This window comes from Psychrobacter sp. LV10R520-6 (genome assembly GCF_900182925.1).
Taxonomy (GTDB): Bacteria; Pseudomonadota; Gammaproteobacteria; order Pseudomonadales; family Moraxellaceae; genus Psychrobacter.
This window is the reverse complement of record NZ_LT900024.1, coordinates 493738-510035: the sequence shown is the minus strand read 5'-3', so window position 1 is coordinate 510035 and position 16298 is coordinate 493738. Positions and strand designations below refer to the sequence as shown.

Here is a 16298-nt window from a genome sequence, read left to right as displayed (position 1 = left end):
GTGGCAATTATGTACAAAATACTCGTTATTGAAGATAATCCCGATATTGTGGCAAATATTTATGCTTTTTTTGAGCCAAAAGGTTTTGAGCTAGACAATGCTCATAATGGACTTAGCGGCTTGGCACTGGCGTCAAGCAATCGTTATGACGTTATATTGTTGGACGTAATGCTCCCAGGTATAAATGGCACCAAATTATGCAAAAAGCTTAGAGAAGATCTGCATAATAAGACTCCAGTATTAATGCTCACAGCACGTGACACTATTATGGATAAGGTGGCAGGGTTTGATAGTGGTGCCGATGATTATCTGGTTAAACCGTTCTCACTAGTCGAATTAGAAGCCCGTATCAAAGCCTTGATACGACGTGATCAAGATGAACATTTTCAGCACAACCTTACCGTAGGGGCATTGTTTTTAAATCCTAATGAGCATAATGTGAAGCGAGAAGATCGACTGATAAAACTGACACCGATAGGGTTTAAGGTCTTGCATACGTTAATGAGTGCCTCGCCTCGGGTAGTCAGTAAAACCGAGCTTGAGGAAAAGATATGGGGGCAAGATATTCCAAGTAGTGATGCTTTGCGTACACATATGCATAGTGTCCGTACACAGGTCGACAAGCCATTTTCCAAAGCCCTTATAGTTACGGTACCAGGTGTCGGCTATCAGATCATAGATCTCTGATCATTAATGGTAATTGTTGACGTTTTATGACCTAATTCTAATGCGCGCTTCTTTGACTTCCTCACCGCCCTAAACGACGGTGATTCCTACTGCTAGACGCTCAAGCCCGAGCGCAAGAATGTTTTTTGCCGCATTAACGTCGCGTTGATGAGTGACACCGCACTCGCAAAGCCATTCTCTTATTCTCAAATCTGTCCTACCTTTCGGACTGTTTTGGCGTGAGCCGCAGCACGAACAGGTTTGGGTGGTGTAGCTTTCATTCACCTCGTCATAATGGCAACCTGCGTTCTCGCATTTATAGGTTAACTTCAGGCATAGCCCTACGCCTTGCGCTCGGGCAAAGCAGTGCTTTACTTTATCCTCGCTCATGCCGTTTTACTTCAAACCAACCAGCGTCATAGACGGACTTGGCCAGTTTGCTTGAAGTGAATGATTTTGATTGTAGTTTGCCAACAATGATTGTTTTATTATCTTTGACAAGCTTAGTGGTGAATTTATGGATCAAGTCTTGGCGGGTATTTTTTATCTTGGCATGAATGGCCTTAACCCGCTCTTTATTATTAGCGCGTTGAGCGATGCCTAGTTTTGGTGCGTATTTATGGGTCAATTTGGTTACTAAGGTGTCACCGTCGCTTGTCGTCGCTGAATCCTTGCACCCTAAGTCGATACCAACCTCACCAGTACCGCGCTCAATCTTTGGAAACTCTTTAACCGTCACGCACGCATACCAAAGACCACGACTGTCTTGTATTAATTCACAAGTATTGATGGTGTAGAGGGCTAAATTGTAGCTATCCCACACATCAATAGTCAGGTTTTTACCTTTGGTAAGACTGAATTGAATGGTGGATTTAAGGCTTTTCTTACCCGCCTTCTTGACACCTAAATACTTGATGGCCGATTTTTTAAAAGGAATCCAGCCTAAGCTTTTACGCTTGGCTTTAGGGTTGTTAGTGCGCCAATTCAGTTTTGCTTTCTTAAATTGCTTGCGGCTTTTGGCATGGGTTTCAGTGATCGCTTGAAGGGTTTGGCTGTGCAGATTTAGAAATTCACCGCTGCCTTTGGTATAGGCTGCTATATCGTATGCTGAAAAGAAATGCCCGGTGCGTTGTAAGTGCTTAAAACTCAAATCATTCACATAGTTCCACACAAAATTCACCGCGCCAGACAGCTTATTTAACTGATTGGCGTGCTTATCTTTGATACGTAGCTTGAGTGTTTTCATGGTTTAAACTATAATGATTTAATGTTATTTTACATTTGGTCTAATGGTATGTCAAACACATTAAGGCGTGGTAGACACGTTGTTTATAATCTTCACGTTCATTTGGTCTTTGTTACTAAATATAGAGGAAAAGTATTTACCAAAGAGGGGTTAGATGAACTGAGCTTAATATTAAATCAGGTCTGTCAGGATTTTAATGCTCAGCTCGTAGAGTTTAATGGTGAAGAAGATCATGTGCATCTTTTGGTTAATTACCCGCCAAAAGTCAGCATTTCATCTTTAGTAAATAGCTTAAAAGGGGTGTCTAGCAGAATGATTCGTAAAAAAAACTACGTTTCTATCAATCAAGAACTTTGGGGTAGCGCACTGTGGTCGCCCAGTTATTTTGCTTCAAGCTGTGGCGGGGCTTCAATTGAAGTTATTAGACAATATATCGACCAACAGCAAGTACCTAACTAGAAATGCCTTACATCCACGCCTTAGAACGACGTGGTTTTACGGCACTTTTTGATAAACAACCAATCACATCTACAACCGTTACGACTCAGTTATTTGTCGTTTCTTACTATCTAAGAAGTAAACGCTATGTTCAATCTAACCTCCATCGTCAATAAATTTCGGCTATCCTACCTCGTGTTTGCGGTTTTGCTGTGTGCGACTTTCGTCAGTATTTTCTTATATGCTGAGGTTAGAATGGAACAAGAATTGGTAAAAGGTCGTCTCTTACAGCAGCTAGAGCTTAGTCAAGAGAAGTATGGCGAACGGGCTATTTATACTGCCGATCCGGGCATTAAGATTTACCATTACGACAAGGCACCTTTGAGCCTACAAACTCTGGCAACTGAAATGGTGCAAGAAATTTCGGTGACTATAAACACTGAAGAAAATAAAACTAAGACTAAACTTCATTTTTTCAATTATAAAAAAAATAAACGAGATTATATTTTGACTTACTTAGAAGACACCGAAATGGTGATGGCAAACTATCCGGTCTTAGCAATTTTTGAGCACCTAGAAGACATATTTGCTGATGCGCTGAAAATCGCTGTCATTTTGAGTTTACTTATCGCAGCGATATTCTCTCATTTATCCTCCAAACAAATCACTAAGCCGTTATTATCCCTAAAGCAAGCAGTAGAGACTGATCATCAAAATTTAACCCAATTGACCCATCTGCCTTCAGAAGTTGGGGTATTGGCACGGGCCATTGATGATAAAAATCATAAGCTAGCACAGTATTTAAAGCGAGAGCAGCTGTTTACAGGGGATGTCAGTCACGAGCTACGCACACCATTGACTATTATCTTAGGAGCATCAGAAGTGCTTGCAGCGCAATTAGAAGATAATAGTCGCTTGAGCGAATTTACCGACCGTATCAGCAATACCGCTAAAGAAACCTCTGAGATTATCAGTGCTTTATTGCTGCTATCTCGTAATCCTGAACAACTGGACACACCGCAGACGTCTATCAATACTATTGCCATGAATGAGGTTACACGCCTAAAATATTTACTCAAATACAAACCCGTGACTTGCACAATAGTTGCTGAGCAGGACTATGTGGCAGACGTACGACCTGAACTGCTAAAAATGGCCTTGGGTAATTTAATAAAAAATGCTTTTCAATACACCGATGATGGCGAAGTAATCGTCACTATCGATGCTGAAAAGATTACGGTGACCGATACTGGCCTTGGTATTCCTGAGATTATGATGCCTTTGCTATACGAAAGATTTGAACGTTTAGATCATAAAAGTACAGGCGATCAAAGTGATAACGAGTCCAAAAATCAGTCCGCGTCGCATGAATACTCTAGCTCTAGTAGTGACGTAGAAGGTACAGGTCTGGGGCTTAGTATCGTGCAGCGTATTATGACTCATATGGACTGGCAGTTAACGCATCAAGCGAATGAGACCGGTGGCAGTACGTTTAGTATTTATTATAAATAATGTTTCTCATAAATAGCGGCTATAAATGGACTGTCTTTGAAAAATTGGTTGGACGGCGAATGGTACTGAATGTCCTTTATCTTATAAGCTCAACGAAAACTCTATTACAAGACCCCTAAAACAATAACCCTCGCACTTAACGGATTGTTATATGCGAGAACTAATACTGTCTTAACGTTTTCTTAATCTTCACTGTTTTATACTGGTTTTACAATGAAGGTATGCTGGTTTTAACTGTTTTCTATACTGCTTGAAATTCACAACATACCCTACCGTCAATGACTATTAAGAAATTAGTATGAGCAAAGTTAATCCCATTAATCTTGATGACGACCAGGTCAATTGCGACCCTCTAAACCAAACGCCCGCCAACCAGTTGCTTGATCCCGATAGCTATGCCAGTCATGCTAAAGGCAAAAAAGGGTTTTCTCGTGTTATGAAAGCCACAGGTTACTCTTTAGATGGCTTTAAAGCGGCTTACAAGTTTGAGGCGGCTTTTAGACAGGTTTTTTGGCTTAATCTTGTGTTGTTCATTGCCATTATATTCATCCCTTTTGATACCAGTATAAAAATGATGCTGATAATCGCCTCTTTTTTATCCCTTATCGTTGAGTTATTTAACACGGGTATTGAAGCCAGTGTTGACCATACCTCAACGAACCAACATCCGCTCGCTAAAATAGCCAAAGATGTGGGTTCTGCTGCGCAATTTTTGGCATTATTACTTTTGTTGATATTATGGTTAATGGCGTTATCAAGCCTTTTGTATTGAGTAATACTTAGGTATATCACAAGTTAATATATTTTATAAGGCGTATCAATGACTTCAGAAAATAACTCAACTGATTGGGTCTGGCTCAAATTACTGTGCTTAACTATCATTGCGACCCTGACATTTGAGCACAGCCAACTTGATGTTCGTATTAGTGAGCTCTTCTATTCAAACGGACATTGGCTGTTAGAAAAAGGCGCGCAGCCTTATGCTTTTATTTTTTATGACTTCCCTAAGTTACTATTAATTTTATTGGGCATCTACTTAATAACGACATTAACTTGGCGGTATTGGCAAAGTCGATATTCTAATATCAAGATTGCTAAGCTATTCTTTGTTAAGCCAATTTCAGCATTATCCAGCCGAGAGCTAGGCTATCTGTTAATGACCATAATTATGGTACCTACTAGTATTGCACTGCTAAAAGGCGTAACCCACGTTAGTTGCCCGAATCACTTGACTCTTTTCAATGGCGATTTGCCCTATCTTAACCTCTGGCAAAACATAGTAGCCATGACACCAGAAAAATGCTTTCCAGCCGCTCATGCTAGCGCAGGGTTTTCTTTATATGGGTTAGCGTTTTTACCAACCCTACGACAGCATCGCTACAAAATATTTACAATAGTCACTATTTTAGGATGGACAATGGGTCTGTATAAGATGCTCTTTGGCGACCATTTTTTTAGTCATACTTTGATATCTATGTTGCTGTCATTGACGATAGCTTGCGCGTTCGCAAGTGTTTTTTTCAAAAGGCCTACTATAAACATAAGAACAGCGATATAGGTTGGTTATCCTTTTTTGATAGTTCGCCTGACGCTAGCAATAGCGGTTGTGCTATTATTTAACTTTATTAAGTCCTAGATACATTCTGTCAATATAGGAAGGAGTAAGGTTATGGCTCAAAATAATAATAAGAGTTATCAAGATACCCCTGAATCTAATGCTACCAATAAAGCTCTAGATACTGATGACAGTTGGATTGAGAAAATATGGGTATGGGCAGACGATTTTGAGTTACTGGACTCTGAAGTCCCTCGTAATAAAGAGGCGCTACTAGCCATAAAGAAGCTGGAAGTTTTAGAGCCTGAGCTGGATGAACAACACTCTAGAGATGTCTATAGAATGGACTATATACCTGATGAACTCACCTTTCTCACCAATCTCGTAGAAATAACTATTAGTGGTATCTATTCGAGTCATTTACCGCAGAATATAGGCCAACTCCCTAACCTGACCAAACTTTCTATTAGTCATTCTAACCTTACAGCATTACCTGATAGTATCGGACAACTCAGTAACCTTACTGAACTCTTTATAGATGAAAGTCAACTTAAAGAACTGCCTGACAGTATCAGTCAACTTACCAACCTCAATAGGCTTTTTATTAGTCGCTGTCAGCTTAGATGCTTGCCCCACAATATTGGGCAACTTAGCAACCTTACGATACTTGATCTTGTGCATTGTGAGCTTAGGGAGCTACCTAACAGCATTGGTCAACTCCACAAACTTGTTAAGCTGTTTATTAGCTATTGTGAGCTCAAACATCTGCCGGATAGTATGGGTCAACTTACTAATCTTACTCAGCTCGATCTTATTCACTGTAAACTCAAATATTTGCCAGCTAGTATTGGTCAGCTTACTAATTTAAATAAGCTTTATATTAATCATTGTGAGCTTAAAGAATTACCGGATAGCATTGGTCAACTCAGTAACCTGACTGAGCTTTTTATTAGCCATTCTGAGTTTAAAGAGCTACCTGACAGTATCGGAGAACTCACTAATCTTACTAGGCTTGATCTTATCCACTGTGACCTCAGAGAGCTACCTGATAGTATTGGGAAACTGACTAACCTAATTGAGCTTAATCTTATTAATTGTGAGCTGAGAGATTTGCCTGAGAGTATTAGTCAGCTTACTAACTTAACTAAGATTAACCTTACTGACTGTAATCTTAGAGATTTACCTGACAGTCTCACACAGCTAACTAATTTAGAATGGATTAATCTTAATGGAAATCCATTTGTTAAACTTTCTCCGAAGGTAATAGATCACTTAAGTACTATAGATGTAGTATATGGTTGGGAGCAATAGTCGTACAGCTGATGGTACAGTGCAATATGTGTTGTTCAGTTCTAAAAAAATGCTGACCAGCTCTGTTCGCGCTTTCTTCTTATAAACTCTCTCGAACCTATATTTACGTAGTTATTCAGACCTAAGTGTTTCAATTGCTACGCTATACCAGTGGCTATTGGTCTCCAATTATGCTTAATATGCTTCATTCCCCATTTTCTAAAGCTGCACTCATATACGAAATTTTTAGTGTCGGTACCTACTCTCTAACTCCGAATATTGCTACCTAACCACGCTACCAATTCACGGGCAGCAGCCTCGCTCAAACATTGTGGACAATCAAGATAAGTCATTACGCAGTCATTTAAATCAGTCAACATATGCAGTAATAATCCTAAACCAATTAATTTGTAGGGCTTCGGTAAAAAAAACATGCCTACATATACTGCCATCGCATAATAAGTATGCAGCGGATGAAAATTAATACTACAGCGATTGGGCGAAAAAATAGGTGTTGCTAGCAGATGATCTAAATCTACCAGCATGGTTGCTAGTAGGATCAAATATACTCGCTTATAGTCATTACGAAAAAACGTGTAGGCGATAATCAACGGCATACCAAAATGTAGAAAATAATGGGTAACAGTTTGAATCATCGCTTTTTCCGATTTAAGAGGGTGTTTTAGAAAGTGTTCTAAGAGTAGCATACAAGCAAAGGCATACAATTACACCTAAAACACAGGCGCGAATCCACCACCTGGTGTACGGAAGTTAGTCACCTGACCTTGATAAATACGCGCAGCAGGCAACATGCTAATCTGCCGTTGGGAGACGCCAGTAAACGGTGCCTCGGTCTGGTAACGACGATCGAGCAAACATGGAATTGTATTTATTGCTATGGCTATGGCTATGGCTATTTTTGGAGGAATTATGACTCTTGTAAGCCAATCGCGCCGAGCAGCGGCGTCAGCTGTGCTTGCCCTGATGGTGTGGAGCGTCAGTTTTTTTCTCCATTTTTTTTGGGAGATGGCACAGGTACCGTTCTTCTCTGGCATGGCCGAAGCGAGACACTGGGACGTGGTCTGGCTTTGTACGCGTGCGACCGTCGGTGATGCAAATATTGCTTTTGGCGCCTACGTTCTCGGGGCGTTGTTTGTAAAAGACTGGTTCTGGATTACAAAGCCGTGGCGTCTGTCGACTTTATCGGTATACATTGGCTTCGGCCTGATTGTGACAATAATCTTTGAGTACTGGGCAACTGGAGCTGGCCAGAGGTGGAGTTATAGTGATCTTATGCCTGACATTCCGTTGCTAGGCATAGGTGCGTTGCCGCTTGCTCAGTGGATGGTCATTCCGACGGCATTGATCTACGCTGTCAAATGGATGTTTCTAGGTTGGCAGGTATCCAAGCAATAGATGTTCGTATTAAAGGCGGCTGGTGTTACTTAGCCCACCACACAATCACACTTGGAAAACTGGCGCAAATCCACCTCCTGGCGTACGGAAGTTAGTCGTCTGACCTTGATAAACACGTGCAGCAGGTAGCAGTCTGATCTGTCGTTGGGAGACGCCAGCAAACGGTGCCTCGGTATATATACTAACGGAACAGTACCGAAACAGTGATGACACCTTCTATTCTTGGCCTTAGTCTCATCCACTTATAGTCAGTGAGCATTATGCAAAGCATAGCAAATGGCATCTTTTCTATATGAAAATTTAAAGATACTGCTCGCTATTTTTTACCATTAATTTATTGCTAATATCAAAAATTCCCTGATACAAATATCAACTAACCTTAGCTAAATTATCTATTATTCCATATTCTCATATGTTAATCCCTATTCTTCTAGTCGCCTCAGGTTTACTTTAATGCCAATAAGATTATGATGTAGTGATTACTTGTCGGTCGTTCAATACCACCAAGAAGGGCAGCTTAGTAAAGCCCTACTCCTTGACCTTTAAGAGTAATTCTCCTCGCCGTTATTGACACTTGCCGTTATCGACAAGCACAACAAATCGACTTAAACATCCTCAAACATTATAAAAATTAGTTCCAACAAAATGCGTTGGAAAAGGACGTTATTACATTGACTACTAGAGTTCAACCTGTGAACGATACAAAAGGTCCGATCATAAGAGAAGATCTGGCATTGAATGCCCCACAGAAAATCCTGATAGCAGGAGGAGCCATTGCTGTATTGCTTCTACTCATTTATTTACTTGATACACAGCATATTTCCCAATCGCTTCTTCTTGGAATCGGTTTGCTGCTAGGCTATACCCTTTTTCATGCCCGTTTCGGATTTACCTCTGCCTTTAGACGTATAATGTCGGTGGGCAATGGGCAGGCTATGCGCTCCCATATGCTAATGTTAGCTGTCGCAGTTACTTTATTTGCGCCAATCCTTGCTTATGGCAGCACATTTTTTGGAGGTTCGGTTGCAGGCTACGTAGCGCCGGTGGGTGTCAGCCTAATAGTCGGATCTTTCCTATTTGGAATCGGAATGCAGCTTGGTGGCGGCTGTGCTTCTGGTACTCTCTATGCATTAGGCGGTGGACGTTCTGTCATGTTTGTAACTTTTATCTTCTTTATAATCGGCGCGACCATTGGTGCTTACCATTTGCCGTTCTGGACAGAAGAGATGCCTGCTTTTGGATCCTATTCACTTGCCACGTCCACTGATCTTGGTTACAGCGGTGCTTGGCTAGTATCGCTTGCGCTTTTCGGTTTGATCTCATGGTTCACGTTAACCATTGAAAAGAAAAGACAAGCACCTAAGATGGCACCCATACCTTCTACAAGCGGATGGAAACGGATTTTCCGCGGGTCTTGGCCACTGTTTGCAGCGGCGATTGTATTAGCCGTTCTTAATGCGCTGACATTGGCGACCCGTGGCCAACCATGGGGCATTACTTCCGCATTTGCATTATGGGGCTCTAAGATTGCTGGGGCTTTGGGTGTAGACGTGGCCGGCTGGGGCTATTGGCAAGGTACCAATGCAGCGGCGCTTGATGCCTCTATTTTTGCAGATTCAACTACTGTATTGAATATCGGTATCATTATGGGCGCTTTTATCGCGTCGGCGGCTGGTGGGTTGTTCAAATTCACACAAGTGACTGTAGGTAATTTTTCCGCTTCAGTTATTGGCGGATTGTTGATGGGATACGGTGCCCGGCTTGCATTTGGCTGCAACATCGGTGCTTATTTTGGTGGTATAGCATCCTTCAGCTTGCACGGTTATATTTGGGGAATACTTGCACTGGCGGGTACTTTCTTAGCGTTATACTTGCGTCCAATGTTCGGGCTGTCTGTGCCAAAATCTAATGACTCTGTGTGCTAATTCAAAGTATAGTCGGTACACTTTAAAACAGAGACAGTGTGGCTGGTAGAAATTTTTGCAGCCTCTGTCTGGCGAAGCGCAAAGCACGCTAGAAAATTTTTACCAGCTGCACGCATTTATCTACATATCGCTTTTATTTAGCATTGCCTATATTAGCCACTATTAGAGAGTTTTGAACATTCATCATTTCCACTATAGATCAGCGCAAGCGCGAGCAACCGTATTTTCATAACGTTGCTTTCGCTTGTTATATCTGCTGGCAGCTGCTCGAAACGATTGACTGAGCTGTTAAAAACGTTTTCTACTAAATATCCTACTTTGCACAACTGATAGCTTTTTCTAAAATATCGATTAGCAAGTTATTGAGTGTCGCTATCTATACGCGGCACTATTTACACCTTGTGCTTATCATCAACCTGAGTGCCAGCCTGTGTACTTGAATCAGTATCTGGTACTGGCAGATTGCCTTCATGATTAAGTGCGCGGTTCTTGCGGTCATGCTCGGTCTCTTCATCTTTGACCGCTTCTTTAAAACCTTTCACTGCACCACCTAAATCTTTACCAGCATTTTTAAGCTTAGCGGTACCAAATACGACCACCACCACAACCAATAAAATCAGCCAATGTGTAATAGAAAAACTACCCATAACGGTATCCTTATATTTTGAGGTCTTGATAAGACCAGTATTTATAATAGTGCTGTATAAATCTTGTCACCGTACTACTATTACAGCTTCAGACGGCGTAATCTCAGCGCGTTACCGATAACCGATACCGAAGAAAAGCTCATGGCAGCGGCCGCTATCATTGGACTGAGTAAAAGCCCAAAAAATGGATATAGGAGGCCAGCAGCAAGCGGTATACCGAGTCCGTTGTATATAAACGCAAAAAATAGATTCTGCTTGATGTTACGCATCGTGGAACGGCTCAGTTTGTGTGCTCTGACAATACCCATTAGATCACCCTTCACTAGGGTGATGCTTGCACTCTCCATAGCCACATCTGTGCCAGTACCCATTGCGATGCCGACATCAGCCTGTGCAAGCGCGGGGGCATCATTGATACCGTCACCTGCCATAGCTACGACCTTACCACTATTTTGTAGCTCCTTAATGATACGGTTTTTGTCCTCCGGAGAGACATCAGCGTGTACCTCGTCAATATTTAACTTGCTGGCAACCGCTTTGGCCGTTACTTCGTTGTCACCTGTCAGCATGACCACCCGCAGTCCAGCCTTATGGAGTAGCGATATTGCCTCACTGGTACTCGGCTTGATCGGATCGGCGACTGAAATTAAACCAGCGGCTTGCCCATCTACTGCGACGAACATTACGGTTTCACCGTCCTTCCTACGTTTGTCAGCGCGTTCTGAAAGAGAGCTATCAAAACTGTCGAGTCGCTGCATGAATTTTGAGTTGCCTACGGCTACCTGCTTGCCATCAACAAGCGCCTGAGCGCCTTCACCGGTGGTCGAACTAAAATCGCTGGCTTTAGCAGTATCGAGAGATTTTGCCTTTGCAGCATTGACAATAGCTTCTGCCAAAGGATGTTCGCTAGCACTCTCTACGGCTGCGACAAGTATAAGGAGTTCATCCTCATCTAAGCCACCAAGCGCTTCGATAGCAGTGAGTTCTGGTTTGCCTGCTGTCAGTGTTCCCGTTTTATCTACAACGATGGTGTCGACTTTTTCCATGCTCTCTAGTGCTTCAGCACTCTTGATGAGTACCCCATGTTGAGCACCCTTTCCGGTGCCAACCATAATCGACATCGGCGTGGCAAGTCCTAATGCACACGGGCAAGCTATGATCAATACAGCGATAGCATTGACCAGTGCATAGGCCATAGCAGGCGCAGGTCCGAACAGTGCCCAGACAATAAAGGTCACAACAGAACAGACAATAACGATCGGTACGAACCAACCTGCCACCTGATCTGCCAGTCGCTGTATCGGCGCACGGCTGCGCTGGGCTTCAGCAACCATCTTGACGATTTTGGACAATACGGTGTCCTCACCAACATCGACCGCTTCAACCAATAGTGTTCCCGTACCGTTCACTGTACCGCCGGTGACCGTATCACCTTGCGCCTTCGAGACTGGAATTGGTTCACCAGTCACCATCGACTCATCGATGCTACTACTGCCCTCAAGTACAGTGCCGTCTACAGGAAGCTTTTCTCCGGGCTTCACCCGCAGTCTGTCGCCACTGACAACCTCGTCAAGTGACACTTCTGTCTCAACATCGTTCTCATCTACACGTCTTGCCGTTGGCGGGGCTAGCTCGAGCAGAGCACGAATCGCACCAGAGGTCTGACTTCTAGCCTTAAGCTCTAGAACCTGACCCAGTAGCACCAGTGTCGTGATAACCGCTGCTGCTTCATAGTACACCCCAACTTGACCAGCGGTGTTCCTGAAGCTGTCTGGAAAAATATTCGGCAAAAAGGTGGCCACCAGACTGAAACCAAAAGCCGTACCTACGCCTACCGCAATCAAAGTAAACATGTTCAAGTTTCGACTTTTTATTGATTGCCATCCTCGAACGAAGAAAGGCGCTGCACCCCAAAGCACAACTGGGGTTGCAAGCGCTAGCTGAATCCATTGTGCAATCTGCCCAGAGAGATTATATTGACCAATATTATCTAGGTTTATCCCTACCATATCGCTCATTGCATACAGAAATAGCGGTATGGTAAGCACCGTGCAAATCCAAAGTCGACGCGTCATATCATCGAGCTCTGAGGTATCTTCTTCTCCGGCGGTGATAGTTTCTGGCTCAAGCGCCATTCCACATATAGGACAGCCGCTATTCTCAACATCCCTGACCTCAGGATGCATGGGACAGGTGTACACAGTACCACTGTAGCCAGCTGGCACCTTATCGTATTTGCCACCTTTGACAGACTTTACATCTGTATTCGCTGTACCATGACAGCTTGCGTGGTCATCTTTCATCTCATTATCAGATATCTCATTATCAGAGTCTTCAGGTTTAAGAAACATTTTACATATTGGACAGCCACTATCTTCAATATCTCTCACCTCTGGATGCATTGGGCAGGTGTAAACAGTACCGCTGTAGTTGACAGGCACCTTATCGTACTTACCACCTTTAGTAGGTTTTATATCTGTATTCGCCGTACCGCTACCGCTTGCGTGGTTATCTGTCATTTGGGCAACAGTGTCTTCAGGTTTGAGAGACATTTTGCATATTGGACAGCCGCTATCTTCAACGTCTCTCACTTCTGGATGCATTGGGCAGGTGTAAACTGTGCCACTGTAGCTGGTCGGCACCTTATCGTATTTGCCGCCTTTGACAGACTTTACATCTGTATTCGCTGTACCGTCACAGCAATCATGGTCTTCACTGTCCGAAGTCTTTTTTGTCGTATCGTGTTTCATGACTATGTTCCCGTTATTGATTACAATGATAGTTTAGGACTAAGTTGCCAGCTTTTGATGCCATCCAAGATTAGTGCACTGTTCGTCGTTCTCAGCATAGCTGACCTACCTGAGCCAAAGATTCAACGGCTACAATAAACTTATCGTGCTTTGGCAAACCAGCGATATAGCGGCACAAACACAATCGCAAAATACCAACCATAAAGATAGGATTCGACAAGCCCAATCAGGAAACCTGACCATGTTAACCATTCAAAACCAGGTAGCAGCGGTGCCCAAGCCTCATGCATACTTATCTGCTCAGGTGCGAGTAGGCCAAAGCCTACGCATAAGAGATAGCTGATGAGTAGAAACAAAGACATGCTATTGCCCACCGGGCCAATTCTTAAAGCATTCGCTGTTGAATTCAATTTGTTCATCTTGGTTCTCCTCGGTATTGCGTAACGCAGTTCACGCTTGATCCAACCAACAGTTTGTCTGTCCGTTCAATACCAAGTGTACTGTATCAGTAACAGCTTTACACTAAGTTGATATCACTTTTTGGCTTGTGAAGCAGCAACGAGTTGACGCCAGCGTCCCCAACGGGGGATGAACATCGGCACCTGCCGTTTGTAGGCAAGGTAGTCTTCACCAAATGTTTCGAGCATGTGTTGTTCCTCACGTCGAGCTAGCCATGTATACACTAGGACAATCACTGGGAAGAGGCCGATCGAGAACAGGGTTGGCCAATGCACTATGCCCTCACCGAACAGCGCGATAAACAGTCCAGTGTACTGGGGATGTCGCACGTAGGCATAGAGCCCCTCAGTCATCAGGCGGTTTTCGCCCCGTGCTTTGTGGACTTGGCGCCAACCTTGAACAAAAAGACCGATTCCTAGAAACGCAATGGCATAGCCAAGTAGCATTGAGATCATCATGCCCGTCTCACCCAGACCGACGAGAGTCGACCATAGACTGGCGCTGACATATTCGCTGTCCAAACCAAAAAAACGGATCAACAAATAAATGGTGAGCGGAAAGCCATACATTTCTGCATAGAGCGCGATAATGAAAGCCTGAACTACGCCGGCTCCAGCCCATTCACGCCAGTTCTTCGGCGCGAAATAACGGTAGAAGAACCAAGAAATCAAAACAATAACAATCAGTGCGAGACCCCATGCTCCAGCATGGTTGAATGATTCATTCATGACTCGTTTTCCCTGTTTTCTTCATGCATATCATGTTTCATGAAATCATTCCTTGAAGACGGTGAGTAGAGGTTTAGACTCTACGAAATTGGTACTCGAACACCGTTTTTCTATTGCTAAATCCAGTTATTTAGTATGAGCTTTAATCTGGTTTGCGCAGATATTTGAGAAGCGCCTTAACTATTAATACGAGCACGGCGAGAAATAGTAGCGCAAACAGCAGACAGAGAATCATCCACACCCAGCCCATGCCTTGCATCATTGTTCCATTCATCATACCGTGTTGTGTTCCATTCATCATACCGTTCAGCGTTCCATTGATTATGTCGCCGCCTGGCTCAGCCGCTGAGTGAACCGAAGAGGTTAAATCCAGCAATACAATGTGTTTCATGAGTTATGCTCCCGAGTAAAAAAATATGGCAATAATCAGAATTCATAGCCAGTGCTCTGGTTATGTGATGTTTGCAAACATGTCTTCTTCCATCATAGCATCTCCCTACAGCTCGTAATGTTATTATCAAGAATGAAGTGCGCGCTCAGCATGGGAATATTGAATGCCCGTTAATGACATCGCTCCAAGATGGGCTTAAAAATACTCGGCTTTTGCCTGATTGAATTGACCGTCACATTGACGTAATCCAATCCGCTATTCCTGACCAGGTTGGGAGCCGATGAGCCGGCCATCGTCAATTTCCCTGAAACCAGTCATATCAGCCCTGTGGACTCTGCGTCATCTGGCGACAATAACTGGCTAGGTTGTCTGGCAAGTCATCGGGGCAAACGCCACATTGCTGGTTACCGGGAACAGCGTAGTCGATGAATTTTGGATACGGCAGGTTTAGGTTGTCCATGATGACCTTGAACTCTTCGAGTGTTTTGTCCCCGCCAAGCCGTGGATTGCGCTTTTTTTCCTGATTGATCGAAGATACAAAGCGCTCTTTATAGTCGTGCGCGGGGTAAACCAAAGTGTCATCTGGCAAAGAAAACAGCTTCTGCCGCACGGATTTATACAGTGCGTCGGTATCACCATTTTGGAAGTCGGTCCGGCCGCATCCGTCAATGAGCAAAGCATCCCCAGTGAACACGCGCTCATTAGAGAGATAGGCAAAATGTCCGGCGGTGTGCCCCGGCGTATGCAAGGGATGCAAGGTAATGCCAGCAACCTTCAAAGGTGTGCCTTCTTCGAGCCCGACATCCGCACACGGCAGCCGGTCGTAGGCAGGCGCAGCAATCTTGCTGCCAACGGCGCGCTTCAACTCCAATGCCGCGGTGATATGGTCCGCATGGATATGCGTATCAACTGTATAGACCAAATGCAGGCCTAACTTACGCACCTCGGCCAGGTCGCGGTCCATTGTTGCGATGACCGGATCAATAAGGATAGCTTGCCCTGTGTCTTCGTCTCCCAGCAGATAGGTGTAGGTGCTCGAAAGGGGTTCGTACAATTGCCGAAAGATCATGATAACTCCTTGTCTGATGCAGTGGACGGCGTCCGACATGCCAATCTTTATATCTATTACTTATATATTAAGTTCCAGTATATTGTACTTGTAAAGCATTACACTATACGGGCCTTTCATGATGTTGCCGAAGTAAATTTATTTAGTGAAACTGCATGCTGCAGCTAACGAAGCGTGCAAGCGTTTAAAGGTGTCACCCACCCCCA

16 protein-coding genes and 1 pseudogene are annotated in these 16298 nt (G+C 43.6%); 8 read left to right on the top strand and 9 right to left on the bottom strand.

Annotation, left to right across the window (positions count from 1 at the left end):
• Positions 1-9: 9 nt before the first annotated feature.
• Positions 10-687 (top strand): response regulator transcription factor, encoded by a 678-nt coding sequence (locus tag U1P77_RS02250; protein WP_321155801.1) that lies wholly within the window; start codon positions 10-12, stop codon positions 685-687.
• 69 nt (positions 688-756) lie between these two features.
• On the opposite strand, the pseudogene U1P77_RS02245 reads toward U1P77_RS02250, so the two are convergent.
• Positions 757-1912, bottom strand: a pseudogene (locus U1P77_RS02245) (RNA-guided endonuclease InsQ/TnpB family protein).
• 48 nt (positions 1913-1960) lie between these two features.
• Between U1P77_RS02245 and tnpA the strand changes: the two are divergent.
• From tnpA to U1P77_RS02220, 5 genes are all read left to right on the top strand, one after another.
• Positions 1961-2371 (top strand): IS200/IS605 family transposase, encoded by a 411-nt coding sequence (tnpA, locus tag U1P77_RS02240; RefSeq protein WP_321155677.1) that lies wholly within the window; start codon positions 1961-1963, stop codon positions 2369-2371.
• Between the two features lie 126 nt (positions 2372-2497).
• Positions 2498-3862 carry a sensor histidine kinase gene (locus U1P77_RS02235; protein ID WP_321155800.1) on the top strand — a complete coding sequence of 455 codons (1365 nt, stop codon included), beginning with the start codon at positions 2498-2500 and terminating at the stop codon, positions 3860-3862.
• Positions 3863-4160: 298 nt separating this feature from the next.
• Positions 4161-4634 (top strand): diacylglycerol kinase, encoded by a 474-nt coding sequence (locus U1P77_RS02230; RefSeq protein WP_321155799.1) that lies wholly within the window; start codon positions 4161-4163, stop codon positions 4632-4634.
• A gap of 48 nt (positions 4635-4682) precedes the next feature.
• On the top strand, positions 4683-5420 hold the full coding sequence (locus tag U1P77_RS02225; protein ID WP_321155798.1) for a PAP2 family lipid A phosphatase: 738 nt from the start codon (positions 4683-4685) through the stop codon (positions 5418-5420).
• Positions 5421-5531: 111 nt separating this feature from the next.
• Positions 5532-6728, top strand: coding sequence for a leucine-rich repeat domain-containing protein (locus U1P77_RS02220; protein ID WP_321155797.1), 1197 nt, complete (start codon positions 5532-5534; stop codon positions 6726-6728).
• Between the two features lie 245 nt (positions 6729-6973).
• Here U1P77_RS02220 and U1P77_RS02215 read toward each other — a convergent pair whose 3' ends face one another.
• Together U1P77_RS02215 and U1P77_RS02210 are read right to left on the bottom strand one after the other, a co-directional pair.
• Complete coding sequence (locus U1P77_RS02215) at positions 6974-7363, bottom strand: DUF6122 family protein (protein ID WP_321155796.1); 390 nt, start codon at positions 7361-7363, stop codon at positions 6974-6976.
• Positions 7364-7438: 75 nt separating this feature from the next.
• Entirely contained in the window at positions 7439-7582 is a 144-nt protein-coding gene (locus U1P77_RS02210) for a hypothetical protein (RefSeq protein WP_321155795.1), read from the bottom strand.
• Between the two features lie 34 nt (positions 7583-7616).
• Between U1P77_RS02210 and U1P77_RS02205 the strand changes: the two genes are divergently transcribed.
• Both U1P77_RS02205 and U1P77_RS02200 read left to right on the top strand, forming a co-directional pair.
• Positions 7617-8123: a hypothetical protein gene (locus U1P77_RS02205; RefSeq protein ID WP_321155794.1), complete on the top strand. Its 507-nt coding sequence runs from the start codon at positions 7617-7619 to the stop codon at positions 8121-8123.
• Positions 8124-8815: 692 nt separating this feature from the next.
• Positions 8816-10048: a YeeE/YedE family protein gene (locus tag U1P77_RS02200; RefSeq protein ID WP_321155793.1), complete on the top strand. Its 1233-nt coding sequence runs from the start codon at positions 8816-8818 to the stop codon at positions 10046-10048.
• A 392-nt stretch (positions 10049-10440) separates the two neighbouring features.
• On the opposite strand, the gene tatA is transcribed toward U1P77_RS02200, so the two are convergent.
• The 6 genes from tatA to U1P77_RS02170 form a co-directional block, all read right to left on the bottom strand.
• Positions 10441-10695 (bottom strand): Sec-independent protein translocase subunit TatA, encoded by a 255-nt coding sequence (tatA, locus tag U1P77_RS02195; RefSeq protein WP_321155792.1) that lies wholly within the window; start codon positions 10693-10695, stop codon positions 10441-10443.
• A gap of 80 nt (positions 10696-10775) precedes the next feature.
• A complete protein-coding gene (locus U1P77_RS02190) occupies positions 10776-13445 on the bottom strand; it encodes a copper-transporting P-type ATPase (RefSeq protein ID WP_321155791.1) in 2670 nt (889 codons plus the stop codon).
• A 140-nt stretch (positions 13446-13585) separates the two neighbouring features.
• Positions 13586-13864: a DUF5676 family membrane protein gene (locus U1P77_RS02185; RefSeq protein WP_321155790.1), complete on the bottom strand. Its 279-nt coding sequence runs from the start codon at positions 13862-13864 to the stop codon at positions 13586-13588.
• A 114-nt stretch (positions 13865-13978) separates the two neighbouring features.
• Positions 13979-14632 carry a methyltransferase family protein gene (locus U1P77_RS02180; protein WP_321155789.1) on the bottom strand — a complete coding sequence of 218 codons (654 nt, stop codon included), beginning with the start codon at positions 14630-14632 and terminating at the stop codon, positions 13979-13981.
• A gap of 142 nt (positions 14633-14774) precedes the next feature.
• Positions 14775-15023, bottom strand: coding sequence for a hypothetical protein (locus U1P77_RS02175; protein WP_321155788.1), 249 nt, complete (start codon positions 15021-15023; stop codon positions 14775-14777).
• A gap of 319 nt (positions 15024-15342) precedes the next feature.
• A complete protein-coding gene (locus U1P77_RS02170) occupies positions 15343-16092 on the bottom strand; it encodes an MBL fold metallo-hydrolase (RefSeq protein ID WP_321155787.1) in 750 nt (249 codons plus the stop codon).
• Positions 16093-16298: the final 206 nt, after the last annotated feature.

Bases quoted from the DNA above. Each gene is read 5' to 3' on its own strand.
- U1P77_RS02250 (WP_321155801.1), top strand. From the start codon at position 10: ATGTACAAAATACTCGTTATTGAAGATAATCCCGATATTGTGGCAAAT.
- tnpA (WP_321155677.1), top strand. From the start codon at position 1,961: ATGTCAAACACATTAAGGCGTGGTAGACACGTTGTTTATAATCTTCAC.
- U1P77_RS02235 (WP_321155800.1), top strand. From the start codon at position 2,498: ATGTTCAATCTAACCTCCATCGTCAATAAATTTCGGCTATCCTACCTC.
- U1P77_RS02230 (WP_321155799.1), top strand. From the start codon at position 4,161: ATGAGCAAAGTTAATCCCATTAATCTTGATGACGACCAGGTCAATTGC.
- U1P77_RS02225 (WP_321155798.1), top strand. From the start codon at position 4,683: ATGACTTCAGAAAATAACTCAACTGATTGGGTCTGGCTCAAATTACTG.
- U1P77_RS02220 (WP_321155797.1), top strand. From the start codon at position 5,532: ATGGCTCAAAATAATAATAAGAGTTATCAAGATACCCCTGAATCTAAT.
- U1P77_RS02215 (WP_321155796.1), bottom strand. From the start codon at position 7,363: ATGATTCAAACTGTTACCCATTATTTTCTACATTTTGGTATGCCGTTG.
- U1P77_RS02205 (WP_321155794.1), top strand. From the start codon at position 7,617: ATGGCTATTTTTGGAGGAATTATGACTCTTGTAAGCCAATCGCGCCGA.
- tatA (WP_321155792.1), bottom strand. From the start codon at position 10,695: ATGGGTAGTTTTTCTATTACACATTGGCTGATTTTATTGGTTGTGGTG.
- U1P77_RS02190 (WP_321155791.1), bottom strand. From the start codon at position 13,445: ATGAAACACGATACGACAAAAAAGACTTCGGACAGTGAAGACCATGAT.
- U1P77_RS02185 (WP_321155790.1), bottom strand. From the start codon at position 13,864: ATGAACAAATTGAATTCAACAGCGAATGCTTTAAGAATTGGCCCGGTG.
- U1P77_RS02180 (WP_321155789.1), bottom strand. From the start codon at position 14,632: ATGAATGAATCATTCAACCATGCTGGAGCATGGGGTCTCGCACTGATT.
- U1P77_RS02175 (WP_321155788.1), bottom strand. From the start codon at position 15,023: ATGAAACACATTGTATTGCTGGATTTAACCTCTTCGGTTCACTCAGCG.
- U1P77_RS02170 (WP_321155787.1), bottom strand. From the start codon at position 16,092: ATGATCTTTCGGCAATTGTACGAACCCCTTTCGAGCACCTACACCTAT.